This window comes from Paraburkholderia caffeinilytica (assembly GCF_051027425.1).
Classification (GTDB): Bacteria; Pseudomonadota; Gammaproteobacteria; order Burkholderiales; family Burkholderiaceae; genus Paraburkholderia; species Paraburkholderia caffeinilytica_A.
In genome coordinates this window covers 3,044,181-3,059,589 of the sequence record NZ_CP186552.1, presented here as the reverse complement: position 1 = coordinate 3,059,589, position 15,409 = coordinate 3,044,181, and the positions used below count along the sequence as shown (strand labels likewise).

Sequence of the window (15,409 nt, the reverse complement as noted above, 5' to 3'; positions counted from 1 at the left end):
CACGCTTCCTGCCGAAGCTTTACCAGTGCATACCCGCGCCGACCGACGCGCCGAACTGACCACGCGAGTCGGTTGTCCCCTGCACCTTGTAGACCCACTTGCCCGTTTCCGACAGCTGCGACACGCCGATAGCCATTGCCGACTGGCCGGCATAGGTGCCACCCGCAATCGCCACCATGCCGTGACCCGGCAAGACCGCTTGCGGCAAACCTGCTGCCGCCAGCGCCGATGCCGTGCCGCCGTACGAATCGCGGCGGGCCGAGCGGATCTGGTCGTCGGTGTAGCTGTTAGCCTGGCCGACTGCGCCGCTCATGGATTGCTGCAACTGATTGACGTTGACCGCATCCGTGCCTTGCACGCCGGCAGCGACATTGGTGATCTGACGCTCCTGTCCCGCCGCGCCGACCGACACCGTGTTCGCGCGATCCGCGATCGAGCCTTGACCCAACGCCACCGAGTTGTCGGCGCTGGCGTTTGCTGCGGCACCTAGCGCGGTGGCGTTGTTGCCGCTTGCCACCGCGTTCGCGCCCATGGCGATTGCGTTCGTGCCGGTGGCATTGGCGTTGGCGCCCACGGCGACCGAATGTGTGCCCGAGGCCTGCGCAGCTTCCGTGTTGGTGTCGCCGTCGGCGCTGAAGAACGGTACGTTCGGGTTCACGGTGATGTTCTGCACAGCGCTGCCGATCGCCGCGTTCAGTTGGCCGAAGTTGACGGCATCGGTGGGATCCACGCCGTCGGCGACGTTGTGGATGATCGTGCCGCCGTTCGTTGCATCGCCGAGCGTGACGCTGCTCTTGTTGACGCTGCCGTCGGCGTTTTTGTCGTACATCACGGCGCCGTCTAGCTTGGCGTCGGTCTGCGATGTCACTTCCTTCAACTGGGCAACGTTGACGGCGTCGGTGTCGGCGGTGCCGGCTGCGACATTGGTGATCTGGCGTTCTGCGCCGCTTGCGCCGACAGAGACGGTGTTCGCACGATCGGCAACCGAGCTTTGGCCCAAGGCGACCGAGTTGGCCGCGATGGCATTTGCGTTGTGGCCGAGGGCCGTGGAGCCATCGCCTGCTGCGGTGGCGAGCGTGCCGACGGCTGTGCTGTTGTCGCCCTGCGCCCACGAGGAGGTGCCGGCTGCAAATGACGCGTTACCGGAAGCGTTGGCGTAGGCGCCGATTGCGACCGAGTGGTCGCCGTTTGCAATGGCGTCGTCCGAGCCGTCATTGGCTCCGCCGGCCTTGAAATAGCGCGAGGCGTTGGCGGCCGCCGCGTTCAATTGGCTCAGGTTGACGGCGTCTGTAGCTTCAGTGCCGGCTGCGACATTGGTGATCTGGCGTTCTGCGCCGCTTGCCCCGACAGAGACAGTGTTCGCACGATCGGCAACCGAGCCTTGACCCACGGCGACCGAGTTGGCCGCGATGGCATTTGCGTTATGGCCGAGCGCCGTCGAGCCGTCGCCTGCTGCGGTGGCAAGTGTGCCGATGGCTGTGCTGTTATCGCCCTGTGCCGACGAGGAGGTGCCGGCTGCAAACGAAGTGTTGCCGGAAGCGTTGGCATAAGCGCCGATCGCGACAGCGTGGTCGCCGCTTGCAGTGGCGTCGTCCGAGCCGTCATTGGCGCCACCTGCCTTGAAATAGCGCGAGGCGTTGGCGGCAGCCGCGTTCAATTGACTCAGGTTGACGGCGTCTGTCGCTTCGGTGCCGGCGGCAACGTTGGTGACCTGGCGTTCTGCGCCGCTTGCGCCGACAGAGACGGTGTTCGCACGATCGGCAACGGAGCCCTGGCCTAATGCCACACTGCCGTCGGCGGAGGCGTTAGCGTCGAGACCAATGGCGACCGCGCCGCTCTTATTCGCGAGCGCGTTGGCGCCGAGCGCCGTGCTGCCAACGTCAAGCGCATAGGCGTTGGTGCCGAACGCGTTCGCTTGCGCGCCGTTCGCGCGGGAATAGGAGCCGATGGCGACCGAATCCGCGCTTTGTGCCGCCGAGCTGAAACCGAACGCCACGGAGTTCTGACCATTGGCCTGCGCGAATGCGCCGAGGGCCGTCGCGCCCACGCCCTTCGCGATGGCGAAGTTGCCTATGCCGGTGCTGAAATCAGCCAGGGCCTGAGCCGTCATCCCGGCGGCGAATGAACCTTCACCGATGCTTTCCGCCTTGAACCCGAGCGCGACTGCGGCGGTGTTCGTCGCCGTTGCCCAGTTACCGATCGCGATGGACCCCGAACCCGCTGCGCTCGATCCGACGCCCGCCGCCACTGAGCCCGGCCCCGAGGCTGTCGCATCGGGATCCGCGCCTGGAACGACCGTGCCGGCAGCGAAGTAAACCGTGGCCGCCTGCGCCAGCGGTACACCGGCCAGCAACGTTGCCCCAGCCAGCACAGCCTGCGCCATTACCAGTTTCCGCGATGCCCCGCGTTTCGTTTTCGAGCGAGCCGTCTCCGACGCGGCGACCCATGAGCCCGTCGTCTCACACCAAACTGATTTGTAGATTTTATTCATTTTTAAGAAAACTCCGCCGGAATTACGAGCGTGGACGGCACACGGAAGCAATCTGATTCGGAAAAGGTGTCATCGCCCTTGATGTGTTGCGCATAAACAGAATACGTCGGCCGTGGTTATTTATTTCGTCCGTTTTTTTGTGTTCTGATGAATTTCTTGCGCGTCCGAATCGCCTGCATCGTGCTTTCAAATCCACGGGATTAAGTGCATGGGCGATGAACGGCGAGATTGTCAGTTCTGGCGCGGCGAGGGCGATATAAGCCAATTCTTAAATTGTTGCTGGTAAATGGCTGATTGTGATTCGTTTTGGATAATTTATTATTTTAAATTCTCCAGTAAAGAATAATCTTGTTTTGTCTTATGAGAAGTGGAATTGAATAAGAATTTAATGGGCGGCTATTTTGCGGGTTAAAATGGGTCGATGCGGATCAATGCTGGTTTCCCTACGCAAAATCGGCGTTGGGTTGTCGGTGCCCCGGAATTCACTGACAGATTCGCCTCGGGATGCGCTGCGTCCCCCTGTCTTTTCGCGCACCATACCCGCATCCACGTCAACCGCTGATCACAGCAAACGTTCTACAATGTCAGTTGTTCTCCGAAGTGAGTTTTCATGCGTAAATTTTTTCTTCCCGGCTTGACTGCCACGTTCGCCGCAGGCGCGGCGCTGGTCGCTGCCACAGGCTTTTTTTCTCCGGCGGCCCACGCCAACAACGTGATCGTGCTCAATTCCGGCGAAGCCACGCTGAGCCTGATCGACGAGACCACCCGTCAGGTCGTCGGCACGGTGCCGACAGGCAAGGAACCGCATCACCTGATGGCCACGCCGGACAATTCGTCGCTGATCGTCGCCAATTCAGTATCGAACAACCTGATGTTCGTCGATCCGAAGTCGGGCCAGGTGCAACGCTGGGTCGAGAACATCGAGGACCCGTATCAGATCGGCTTTTCGCCGGATCGTAAGTGGCTCGTCACCACCGGGCTGCGTCTGGACCGTCTCGACATCTATCATTACGACGGCCAGAAGAACCAGATGACGCTGGCCTCGCGTCTGCCGCTCGCGGTGATGCCGAGCCACATGGCGTTCACCAATGACAGCAAGACCGTTTTCGTCACGCTGCAGGTGTCGGGCGAACTGGCCGCTATCGATCTGGCCACGCAAACGGTGAAGTGGAAGATGAAGGTCGGCAAGGTGCCGGCCGGCCTGTGGATGACCCCGGGCGAAAAGTATCTGCTGATCGGCATGACCGGGGCGGATTACGTCGCGGTGGTGGACTGGCGCAACCAGAAAATCGTCAAGACGATCCCGACCGGCAAGGGCGCGCACAACTTCCGTTCGCTGGCTGACGGCAAGCATGTCGCGGTGTCGAACCGCGTCGCGAGCACCATCAGCATCATCGACGAAGACACGCTTACCAACGTCGGCGACATCACCGGTCTGATGCCGGGACCGGACGACATGGAACTTTCCGCCGACAAACGCTATCTGTGGGTGACCTTCCGTTTCGCGAAGCACGTCGGCATCATCGACCTGAACACGCGTAAGCTGATCCAGACGATTGCCGTCGGCCGTTCGCCGCACGGTATCTATTTCTTCAATCGCGCACCGGTTACGGCACCGAACGGCGCATGATGCGTTAATCAGCGAACTCACCGAACCGTCAGGAATGAAGTAACAGGCCAGCACCATGTTCCATCTGATTTTTTCTTCTCTCGACAGCTTCGTCTCAGCCGTGCAGACGCTGCTGTACGTTGACGTGGTGCAGCCGTTGCTGTTCCGCTTCAACCTGATGGACTACGACGAAGACACTTACGACAGCCTGTATTGGGTGATCGTGGGTGTCTTCGAGGTGCTGGCAATGTACGCAGTGCTGCGCCCGCTCGAGATGCTCCGCCCGGTGGAGCGGTGGGAAAACCGCAAGGCCGTGCGGGTCGACGTGATCTACACCTGGATCGCCAAGCTCGGCATTCTCAATCTGTTCTTCTTTTTTGCGCTGCAGCCATTCTTCGACGCCGTTCAGGCCTGGCTGCGTCTGCACAACATCGCGAATATCGAGTTCGACAATCTGTGGCCGGGCGTCACCACGCAGCCGCTCGTCACGTTCGTGATGTATCTGCTGGTGCTCGATTTTGCCGGTTACTGGTACCACCGCTGGGAGCATCGGATCGGCATCTGGTGGGAATTGCACGCGGTGCATCACAGCCAGCAGCAGATGTCGCTGTGGTCCGACGACCGTAACCATCTGCTCGACGATCTGCTGCAAGCGTCGTTCTTCGCGGTGATTGCGCTGGTGATCGGCGTGCCGCCGTCGCAATTCGTCGTGCTGGTGGCAATCACGAACCTGGCGCAGAGCGTGCAGCACGCGAACATTCGCCTGTACTTCGGCTGGCTCGGCGAGCGCCTGCTGGTCAGTCCGACTTTCCATCGCCGTCACCATGCGATCGGCTACGGCCACGAAGGCCTGAAGTACGGCTGCAATTTCGGCGTGCTGTTTCCGTGGTGGGACATGCTGTTTCGCAGCGTGTCCTGGAGCCGGGAGATGGAGCCGACCGGCATCCGCGATCAACTCGAAGGCCGGCGCTACGGCGACGGCATCTGGGCGCAGCACTGGCTTGCCTTCGTACGCATCGCCGGGCGCCTGTCGTCGAAGCGCCGCCGTGCCGAAGGCAGCGACGCCGCGCCAGTTTGAGCATTCTTCCTTCTACGCCGCCGGTTTTCCCGGCGGCGCGTCACGTGGTTTATCCTGTCCACGTTTGCGCGCACGTTCCTGGTTGGTTTTCCGATCCGCATGCCGGTCTGTTTGCCGGATCCTTCGCCTGTTCGTCGCGCTGTTCTCCTTCTTCCATCGTTTCGTTCACCGGCACTGGCTCGCATGAATGATCTGTTGCGCTCGTTCGGACGCGCGCTCGCAAGCGCGCTCCACCCGCGCATGCTCTGGCTGACCTTCCTGCCGTTTCTGGCGGCGACGGTCGGGTGGGGCGTGATCCTGTGGTTTTCCTGGCAGACGCTGATCGGCGCGACCCGCACGTGGCTCGAAAGCTGGTCGTTCACGGTCACGCTTTATCGTCTGTTCGACTGGCTCGGTTTTTCGGCGCTGCACGCGGCGATCGCGCCGTTCATCGTGATTGCGATGGCGATTCCGCTGATCGTCGTCACGGTGTTGCTGCTGATCGCCACGCTGTCGATGCCGGCCGTGATCCGCTTTCTGTCGGCGCGGCAATTTGCGGGGCTCGAAATGCGCCGCGGCGGAACGTGGTACGGTAGCCTCGGTCAGGCGTTGTGGACCACACTGGTCTGTCTCGTGCTGCTGATCGTCACGTTGCCGCTGTGGTTGGTGCCGCCGTTCTTCGCGCTGATTCCGCCGCTCCTGTGGGGCTGGCTGACGTATCGCATAATGAGTTACGACGCGCTCGCACTGCATGCCACGCGTGATGAAAGACGTGCGCTGGTACGGCGCTTCCGGTTGCCGTTGCTGCTGATCGGCATTGCGAGCGGCTTGCTGGGATCGCTGCCTACGCTGTTGTGGGCGTCGTCGGTATGGCTGATCGTGCTGTTCCCGGTGATCACCGCGGTGACGATCTGGATTTACGCATTCATCCTCGTGTTTTCGGCGCTGTGGTTCGGCTACTACTGTTTGCGCGCGCTGCAACGTATGCGCGCGGAAGATCACGGTCCGCGGCACGCGGCGCCGGTTCCTTACTGATGAATTATTGACTAAGCGAAAGAGGCGGCAATGGCATTTGGCGTCATCATCATCGGCGACGAAATCCTGTCGGGCAGACGCGTCGACAAGCATCTGCCGAAGGTCATCGAATTGCTGGGCGCGCGCGGGCTGTCGCTCGGCTGGGCGGAATATATCGGCGACGAGCCGGAACGCATCACGGCAACGCTGCGACGCACGTTCGCATCGGGCGACATCGTGTTTTCCACGGGCGGCATCGGCGCCACGCCGGACGACCACACCCGCCAGTGCGCGGCGGTCGCGCTGGGCGTGCCGCTCGAGTTGCATCCGGAGGCCGGGCAGCTGATTCAGGAGCGTATCCGCGACATGTATCCGGCGAACGCGGCTGCGCCGCTCGATCTGAATTCGCCCGAGAACCGGCATCGCCTGAATATGGGCACGTTTCCGCAGGGCGCGTCGATCATTCCCAACGGCTACAACAAGATTCCGGGTTTCTCGATCAACCAGCACTACTTCGTGCCGGGCTTTCCGGTCATGGCGTGGCCAATGATCGAGTGGGTGCTGGATACGCAATACGCCCATTTGCATCACGCGATGCCGCATGCGGAAAAGTCATTGCTGGTCTTCGAGTTGCCGGAGTCGCGTCTGACGCCGTTGATGGAAAAGATCGAACACGATTTTCCGGGCGTGCGGGTGTTCAGCCTGCCGAGCGTGGGCGATGCGGAGCGCGGCGGTGTATATGCGCGACATCACATCGATCTCGGTGTGAAGGGCGAACCGGAAGCGGTGGCAGCGGCGTTTGTGAAGCTGCGCGAAGGTGTGCATCTGCTGGGCGGCGATATTGTCGAGCCGGAAGCGGCGGCGGCTAAATCGCGCGCTTGAGCCTCGCCTCAGCCACACCTTAGTCGCGCCTGAGTTGCGCCTGAGTCGTGCTTTAGCCGCGGTTGATCTGTCATTGAGCCAGGTGACGCCGCGGTTTAGCCGCCGCGCATGCCATCCTTCTTTCGGACGCGCTTGCGCCAGTGCCTAACTTATTAACAACACTTGACGCATCATCGGCCTGTCACATGCAGCGCCGACGATGCATCTAATCGTCCCGCCTCACCTGCTAAGACACCGTCAAGTGTCGGCACGAGCCGGTGTGTGCGCGGCCGTCGAGCGCCATTCGTTGCACTGTGCCGGCCAGAAGCGCGTCGACGCAGACGCTGCTCACGCGGGCAGCAGCGAACGGGCAGTCGATCAAGGCTGCTATTCGGACAACCCATCAGGCAACCCATCAGGCAACCCGTCGGGCAACCCATCAGGCCGCCGACCAGCAATCACGCGCCAATCCACGGCAATCCGCGAAAGCACCAGCCCGACACTGTCTTCCGATGCCCCTGGCCGTCCTTGTCACCCTCGAAGCCTTCCAGCAGGTCATACGCCTTGGCAAAGCCGGCCTGGGTGGCGGCGATCGCGGCAAGCTTCGAACGCGCGGCGCTGCGGCACAAAAACAGCACGGGAGTATCGGGCGTGGCCACCTGGCTGAGTTGCTGAAGGAATTCCTGGTTCGGCACGGCGCCGGGGTAGCGCGTCCATTCCACATGTGCGTATTGCCCGTCGCCGATAACCGGCCGGCCGACCCAATCGAGTTCGGCGCGGGTGCGCACGTCGACGAGACGCGTGCGCGGATCGAGTTGCAGCAGTTCGAACGCTTCGGCGGGCGATACCGCGCCCGCATAGGGCAACTGGTTCTCGGTGCGGCGCTTGTCCGCCTGGGCGTACAACTGTTCGAGCGTGCTCATGAGCGCAAATCTCCTTCGGACCAAATGATCATTCTAGCGCGCGGCGGACAGGACGCATGCCGTTCAGCAGCGGTGTCTGGTCTGTGCGAAGCGGAGAGTCGATCGCCCAATAATGGTGCGTTTTTCTGTGAATGCACCAAAATAGAGATGCCGGTGGTTGCCGCTCTTATGAATGCACTAATTCGGTGCGGTGCATGGGGTAAAGATTTCGGGGCTGCATGTCCTTCGGTGCGCCCATTCCCCGCAAATGCGCGCGCAGTGAGGTTTTGCGCCGGGTTGGCGCATACATGGCACAGAAGCTGCTTTATTGGTGCCGATCGATTTGCTTCAGCCAATTTTTATGTTCGTCCTCAACGATAGAGGGGTGGACGCGCCGAAGCGGGTCAGCTAGATTGGGCGGCGGCTGAATCCGCCGAATTCGTTAATCAGGAGATAGGTTATGAGTAAATCCGTGGCCGACGTCGTTCAACTCGTCAAAGACGAGGACGTCAAGTTTGTCGACTTCCGTTTCACCGACACGCGCGGCAAAGAGCAACACGTTTCGGTGCCGGTGTCGGCATTCGATGAAGACAAGTTCGAAAGCGGCCATGCGTTTGACGGTTCGTCGATTGCCGGCTGGAAGGGCATCGAAGCATCGGACATGTTGCTGGTCCCGGACGCGAACACCGCCTTCATCGACCCGTTCTATGAAGAATCGACCCTGGTCCTGACTTGCGACGTCGTCGAACCGGCTGACGGCAAGGGCTATGAACGCGACCCGCGTTCGCTCGCCAAGCGCGCTGAAGCGTACCTGAAGAGCACGGGCCTCGGCGACACGGCCTTCTTCGGTCCGGAACCTGAATTCTTTATTTTCGACTCGGTCAAGTGGGGCACGGACCAGTCGGGCACGTTCGTCAAGATCGGTTCGGAAGAAGCACCGTGGTCGTCGGCAATGGACTTCGAAGGCGGCAACACCGGCCACCGTCCGGGCACGAAGGGCGGCTACTTCCCGGTCGCGCCGGTCGACACGTTCCAGGACATCCGTTCGGAAATGTGCCTGTTGCTCGAACAGATCGGCATCCCGGTCGAAGTGCATCACCACGAAGTCGCGGGCCAGGGCCAGAACGAAATCGGCACGAAGTTCTCGACGCTGGTGCAACGCGCCGACTGGCTGCAGCAAATGAAGTACATCATCCAGAACGTCGCGCACACGTACGGCAAGACGGCAACGTTCATGCCGAAGCCGGTGGTCGGCGATAACGGTTCGGGCATGCACGTTCACCAGTCGATCTGGAAAGACGGCACGAACCTGTTCGCAGGCAACGGTTACGCAGGTCTGTCGGAATTCGCGCTGTTCTACATCGGCGGCATCATCAAGCATGCTCGCGCGCTGAACGCGATCACGAACCCGTCGACGAACTCGTACAAGCGCCTCGTGCCGCACTTCGAAGCACCGGTGAAGCTGGCTTACTCGGCTCGCAACCGTTCGGCATCGATCCGCATTCCGCACGTGTCGAACCCGAAGGGCCGCCGTATCGAAACGCGCTTCCCGGATCCGATGGCGAATCCGTACCTGTGCTTCTCCGCGCTGATGATGGCGGGTCTGGACGGCGTGCAGAACAAGATTCACCCGGGCGAAGCGGCCGACAAGAACCTGTACGACCTGCCGCCGGAAGAGGATGCAAAGATCCCGACCGTGTGTGCCGGCCTCGACCAGGCGCTGGACGCACTCGACGCTGACCGCGAATTCCTGACGCGCGGTGGCGTGTTCACGGACTCGATGCTCGACGCGTACATCGAACTGAAGACGGGCGAGCTGCAACGCTATCGTCAGTCGGTGCACCCGATCGAATTCGAAATGTACTACTCGCTGTAAGCGGCAATGGCGCTTCGCCCTTCAAACGGCGAAGCGCTTTGCCCGACGCTCGCGATCGGTCACAAAGGGACGGCGGCGCCGTCCCTTTTTTGTTAGACCCGAATTCGCTTGAAGCGTAGAGGCAATGAAGCAAAGCAGCAGGTAGGACAGTAAGCAGAACACCAGGCAGGACAATAAGCTGTACACCTGATTGATCACCATCTCCTATCGGCCAGACTGCAAGATGGTTCTGAAGAATCTGATGAAGGCAAGAAAAGGGCACGAGCAGACGCTGTCGGACGACGCTCAGCTGGTGGGTTCCGGTTTGCTGCCGGGCTTCGAGGCACTCCCGACGGTCGTGCTGGTGCTTGAAAAGCGCACACTGCGCGTTGTGTTTGCGAACCCGTCGGCGGAGTCGATGCTGGAGCTTTCGCGAAAGCAACTGACGCAGATGGCGTGGCAGGACATCTTCTCGAATGCCGACGAACTGGTCGCCACGATTTCCGCGATCGCCGCTCACCGGTTTCACGCGACGCATCTGGACGCCGTACTCGAACGCCCCGGCCACGAGCCGCTGCATGTGCATGCGATCGTCGGCTTTCTGGAGAGCGCGCAAGACTATGTGCTGCTCGAACTGTTCGAAAACGAGCGGCATTTACGCTCCGACCGCGAGGAACGCATCAATGACCTCACGGCCGTCAACAAACAACTGATCCGCAATCTCGCGCACGAGATCAAGAACCCGCTTGGCGGGATTCGCGGCGCGGCGCAACTGCTCGAGTTCGAACTCGGCGAGCGCGAACGGGACGAGTTGCGCGAGTACACGCAGGTCATCATCAAGGAGTCGGACCGGCTGCAAACGCTGGTCGATCGCTTGCTGGAACCGCACCGTCATCCGCATATCGTCGGCGACGTGAATATTCACGAAGTGTGCGAGCGCGTGCGCCAGGTGATTCTTGCGGAGTTTCCGCGCGGTCTCACGATCGAGCGCGATTACGACGTGAGCGTGCCGGACCTGCGCGGCGACAAGGAGCAACTGATTCAGGCGCTCCTGAATATCGTGCGCAATGCAGCCGAAGCGCTGCGTGAACGCATCTCGCAAGGCGACGCGCGCATCGAGTTGCGCACTCGCATTGCGCGCAAGATCACTGTGTCGAAACGTTTATGTAAGCTGGCACTGGACTTGCATATCATTGACAACGGCCCTGGCATTCCCGAGGAAATCCGCGATCGCATTTTCTATCCGCTCGTATCGGGGCGTGAGGACGGTAGCGGTCTCGGTTTGACGCTCGCGCAGACTTTCGTGCAACAACACGACGGACTGATCGAAGTGGAAAGCCGGCCTGGCCACACCGAGTTTCAGATTCTGCTGCCGCTCGACTGCTAACACACAGGCCCAGTGAAAAAACACGGGGCCGCCCCAAGTTTTCTTACCCCTTCGGGGGCCTGGCGCAAAGCGACAGGTTTGGGGGCTCCTTCAAGACTTCTGACCGACCTATATGAAGCCGATCTGGATAGTAGACGACGATCAATCGATTCGCTGGGTGCTCGAAAAAGCGCTCGCCCGCGAAAACTTCGCGACCCGCAGCTTCGCGAACGTGCGCGAGGCTTCCGCGGCGCTCGATCACGACAGCCCTCAGGTGCTGGTGTCCGACATCAGGATGCCCGGCGGCTCCGGCCTCGAATTGCTGCAAACGGTTCGTGACAAGGTGCCGGGTTTGCCCGTCATCATCATGACGGCGTTCTCGGACCTGGATAGCGCGGTCGCCGCATTTCAGGGTGGTGCGTTCGAATACCTCGCCAAACCGTTCGATGTCGACAAGGCGGTCGAGCTGATCCGTCGCGCGGTCGACGAAAGCATGCGCGGCGAACAGACGTGGGACGACCGTGTCGCCGATGCACCGGAAATGCTCGGCCAGGCGCCGGCGATGCAGGACATGTTTCGCGCGATCGGCCGGCTGTCGCATTCCGCGGCCACCGTGCTCATTACCGGCGAATCAGGCACCGGGAAGGAACTGGTCGCGCGTGCGTTGCACCGACATAGCCCACGCGCGAACGGTCCCTTCATCGCGTTGAATACGGCGGCGATTCCGAAGGATCTGTTGGAATCCGAACTGTTCGGTCACGAGCGCGGCGCGTTCACCGGCGCGCAGGCCATGCGCCAGGGGCGCTTCGAACAGGCGGAAAACGGCACGCTGTTTCTCGACGAAATCGGCGATATGCCGTTCGATTTGCAGACACGTCTGTTGCGTGTGCTGTCGGACGGGCAGTTCTATCGCGTCGGCGGCCACAATCCGTTGCGCGCCAATGTGCGCGTGATCGCGGCGACGCACCAGAATCTCGAATCGCGCGTGCGTCAGGGTCTGTTCCGCGAGGACTTGTATCACCGGCTCAATGTGATCCGCTTGCGCTTGCCGGCCTTGCGCGAGCGCAGCGAAGACATTCCGCTGCTCACGCGCCACTTCCTGCAAAAGAGCGCGCGCGATCTGGGCGTGGAACCGAAACGTGTGTCGGAAGAGGCGCTTGCTTATCTGGCATCGTTGCCGTTTCCGGGCAACGTGCGTCAACTGGAGAATCTCGCCAACTGGCTGACGGTCATGGCGCCGGCGCAGACCATCGAGATCAAGGACTTGCCGCCTGACCTCGGTCCCGCGCAAGCGGGCGTGACGGATCTCTCCGGCGGTATGGGCGGTGCGCTCGGCACGGGTGAAGCCGGCCTCGCTGGCGGCGCGCCGATCAACGGCTCCAGTGCGGCCACGCATCCGGTTGCCACCGCCGGCGTGCCGGTCGCGGCCGCCGTCAGCGCCTGGGAAGGCGGCTTGCGCACCGAAGTCGCGCGGATGTTGCGTGAGAATGCGGCCGATGTCATGGACGAACTCGCACGCCGTTTCGAAGCGGCGGTGATCCGCGAGGCGCTGGATTTCACGCGCGGACGCAAGGTGGAAGCAGCGGAGCGGCTTGGCATCGGTCGTAACACGATTACGCGCAAGATTCAGGAGCTCAATCTCGAGCCCTGATGGATTTGCGCGGTCAGCCGGGGCGGCTTGTCAGCCGCCCCGGCAGTTCTCCAGCAGTTCCCCGGCAGCTCTCTGGCAGTTCTCCAGCAGTTATTACTTAGGCTGTCCCGTTAGGCCGACTCCTGGGTAGTCCCCGCAGGTATCGCCCCACGGGTATCTTCTCCGGCTGTCCCTTCAGCTGTTCCCGCGCGTGGCATCAAAGGCCGCCGGGCTCACGCAAGGCATAATCAACGCTGTTTTCATTCGACAGCTGACGATGCCCGATTCTTCCGCCACTCCCGCTACTTTCTCCTGGCCGCTTTCCCCCGATCCCTTTCTGTCGCTCGAAGCACTCGACGATCCTGACGCGCTCGCGTGGGTCGAAGCGCAGAATGCCCGCACGCGCGCCGCATGGTGCCGTAGCGCGGAATTCGAATCGCTCAAACAGCGGCTTGCCGACGCTTATCTGCCGCGTGAACGTCCGGTTATTCCCGATCGCTGGAAGGACTGGGCCTACGATCTGTGGCAGGACGAACGCAATCCCAAAGGCATCTGGCGGCGTACGACGTGGGCGGCCTGGCGCAGTGGCGCGCCGGTCTGGCAGAACCTGCTCGATTTCGACGCGCTCGGTGCAGCCGAAGGCACGCCATGGGTCTGCGCCGAACTCGACATCCTTTATCCGGACGGCGATCGCGCCTTGATCACGCTGTCGCCGGGCGGCTCGGATGCGCTCGTGGTGCGCGAGTTCGATATCGACGCACAACGGTTTGTCGACGATGGCTTCGTGATTGCGAAGGCCGGCAAGCATACGGCTACGTGGATCGATCGGGATACGCTCTATGTCGGCTGGGACAACGGCCGCAAGACGTTGACGCGCTCCGGCTATCCGCGCGAAGTGCGGCGCTGGACGCGGGGCAGCGCGCTGGCCGACGCGCCGGTGGTTTTCAAAGGGGCATTCGGCGATATCGGCGTGGAGGCACACTACGACCCGATCGAGCAGCGGCACGCCGTGGTGAGCAGTGTCGATTTCTTCGATTCGCAGACGTACTACCTCGATAGCGGCCACGGCGGCATAGACGGTGCCCATGCGGGGGTGACCCATGCGGGCAGTGAGCCCGATCAGGCTGCTGCAGTTAATGCAGGCAGCGTTGCCAGTAGCGCCGGCGTCTGGAAGCAATATGACGTGCCTTCGCACGTCGCAGTGGGCGGCTGGCAGGGTTGGCTTCTGCTAGAACCGCGTCTCGATTGGGACTGCAATGGTGTGTGCTATCCGGGCGGTTCGTTGCTGGCGATTCGTGAAGCTGCATTCTTGCGTGGCGAACGTGACGTGGTGCCGCTTTTCACGCCGACATCGCAAACCTCCGTCTGCGAGTGGACGCATACGCGCAATTACCTGATCGTGTCGTACCTCGAGGACGTGCAGAGCAGGACCGTGCTGTGGATCCCGTCGCAAGCGGCCGATCAAACCTGGCACTGGCATCGGCAGCTCTTTCCGTCGCATGACGGCGTGCAGGCCGACGTCTCACCGGTCGAGCCGACGCTGAACGACGAAGTGTTCGTCGATACCGACGATTATCTGCAACCGCCTGCATACTGGCTCACCGAGCTTGCCCAGGAGGACCTCACCGATTGGGAGTTGCTCGACCGCTGGCCGACCCAGTTCGACGCGACGCCGTTCGCCGTGACACGTGGGCACGCAGTGTCCGCGGATGGCACGCGCGTGCCGTATACCGTGATCGGGCCGCGGGCTGCGCAACACGTCGGCGGGCAAGGGCAGACGGAGCGGTCTGTGCAGGAGGCGCACGCTCTGCCACACGAACAGACGCACGCTCAGCCACGAGAGCAAACACACGAGCAAACACACGAGCAAACACACGAGCAAACACACGAGCAAACACACGAGCAAACGCGCCCATGCCTTCTCAACGGCTACGGCGGTTTCGCGATTCCGTTGCTGCCGGGTTATCTGACCGGGCAGGGCATCGGCTGGCTGGAGCGAGGCGGCGTGTACGTGGTGGCGCATATTCGCGGCGGCGGCGAGTTCGGCACAGAGTGGCATACGGCGGCGCAGGGCGAGCATCGGCAGCGCTCGTTCGACGATTTCATCGCGGTGGCCGAGGCGCTCATCAGCACAGGCGTGACCAGCGCCGCGCAACTCGGCATTCAGGGCGGCAGCAATGGCGGCCTGCTCGTGGCGGCGTGCATGGTGCAGCGGCCCGAGCTGTTCGGCGCCGTGGTGTGCGAGGTGCCGCTGCTCGACATGAGCCGCTATCACCTGCTGCACGCGGGCGCCTCATGGATCGATGAATATGGCGATCCGGACGAGCCCGACGAAGCGCGTGTGCTGGCCGCTTACTCGCCTTATCACCGCGTGAGTGCGGACGTGGCGTATCCTCCCGTGCTGTTCACCACGTCGACTGCCGACGACCGCGTGCATCCCGGACACGCACGCAAGATGGCCGCGCGCATGCAGGCGCTGGGCGCAAAGCGGGTCTGGTATCGCGAGAACACGGAAGGGGGCCACGGCGGCTCCGATGAACTGGAGCAGGCCGAGCATGATGCGATGGTGTTCGAATTCTTGTGGCGCTGCTTGAGCGGGGTGGCTTAGGCCGCAGCGTGCTGCG

Annotated in this window: 10 protein-coding genes; 8 read left to right on the top strand and 2 right to left on the bottom strand. The window is 62.0% G+C overall.

Annotated elements, in window-relative coordinates:
• Nucleotides 1–19: 19 nt before the first annotated feature.
• Nucleotides 20–2,491: a YadA-like family protein gene (locus tag ACOSV0_RS13420; RefSeq protein WP_434106641.1), complete on the bottom strand. Its 2,472-nt coding sequence runs from the start codon at nucleotides 2,489–2,491 to the stop codon at nucleotides 20–22.
• 610 nt (nucleotides 2,492–3,101) lie between these two features.
• On the opposite strand from ACOSV0_RS13420, the gene ACOSV0_RS13415 reads away from it, so the two are divergent.
• The 4 genes from ACOSV0_RS13415 (at nucleotide 3,102) to ACOSV0_RS13400 (ending at nucleotide 7,053) form a co-directional block, all read left to right on the top strand.
• A complete protein-coding gene (locus ACOSV0_RS13415; protein ID WP_434106640.1) occupies nucleotides 3,102–4,121 on the top strand; it encodes a beta-propeller fold lactonase family protein in 1,020 nt (339 codons plus the stop codon).
• Nucleotides 4,122–4,176: 55 nt separating this feature from the next.
• Nucleotides 4,177–5,178 (top strand): sterol desaturase family protein, encoded by a 1,002-nt coding sequence (locus tag ACOSV0_RS13410; protein WP_434106639.1) that lies wholly within the window; start codon nucleotides 4,177–4,179, stop codon nucleotides 5,176–5,178.
• Nucleotides 5,179–5,361: 183 nt separating this feature from the next.
• Complete coding sequence (locus ACOSV0_RS13405; protein ID WP_434106638.1) at nucleotides 5,362–6,192, top strand: EI24 domain-containing protein; 831 nt, start codon at nucleotides 5,362–5,364, stop codon at nucleotides 6,190–6,192.
• 30 nt (nucleotides 6,193–6,222) lie between these two features.
• Nucleotides 6,223–7,053 (top strand): competence/damage-inducible protein A, encoded by an 831-nt coding sequence (locus tag ACOSV0_RS13400; protein WP_434106637.1) that lies wholly within the window; start codon nucleotides 6,223–6,225, stop codon nucleotides 7,051–7,053.
• Nucleotides 7,054–7,490: 437 nt separating this feature from the next.
• On the opposite strand, the gene ACOSV0_RS13395 is transcribed toward ACOSV0_RS13400, so the two are convergent.
• Nucleotides 7,491–7,955 carry a rhodanese-like domain-containing protein gene (locus ACOSV0_RS13395; protein WP_434106636.1) on the bottom strand — a complete coding sequence of 155 codons (465 nt, stop codon included), beginning with the start codon at nucleotides 7,953–7,955 and terminating at the stop codon, nucleotides 7,491–7,493.
• Between the two features lie 439 nt (nucleotides 7,956–8,394).
• Here ACOSV0_RS13395 and glnA point away from each other — a divergent pair, with 439 nt between their 5' ends.
• The 4 genes from glnA (at nucleotide 8,395) to ACOSV0_RS13375 (ending at nucleotide 15,393) form a co-directional block, all read left to right on the top strand.
• Nucleotides 8,395–9,810, top strand: coding sequence for a type I glutamate--ammonia ligase (glnA, locus tag ACOSV0_RS13390; RefSeq protein WP_063496656.1), 1,416 nt, complete (start codon nucleotides 8,395–8,397; stop codon nucleotides 9,808–9,810).
• A 223-nt stretch (nucleotides 9,811–10,033) separates the two neighbouring features.
• Entirely contained in the window at nucleotides 10,034–11,176 is a 1,143-nt protein-coding gene (glnL, locus tag ACOSV0_RS13385) for a nitrogen regulation protein NR(II) (RefSeq protein ID WP_434106635.1), read from the top strand.
• A gap of 112 nt (nucleotides 11,177–11,288) precedes the next feature.
• The gene (gene ntrC / locus ACOSV0_RS13380) at nucleotides 11,289–12,806 is read left to right on the top strand and encodes a nitrogen regulation protein NR(I) (RefSeq protein ID WP_434106634.1); all 1,518 of its coding nucleotides are present in this window, start codon (nucleotides 11,289–11,291) and stop codon (nucleotides 12,804–12,806) included.
• A 256-nt stretch (nucleotides 12,807–13,062) separates the two neighbouring features.
• Nucleotides 13,063–15,393, top strand: coding sequence for a prolyl oligopeptidase family serine peptidase (locus tag ACOSV0_RS13375; RefSeq protein WP_434106632.1), 2,331 nt, complete (start codon nucleotides 13,063–13,065; stop codon nucleotides 15,391–15,393).
• Nucleotides 15,394–15,409 lie beyond the last annotated feature (16 nt).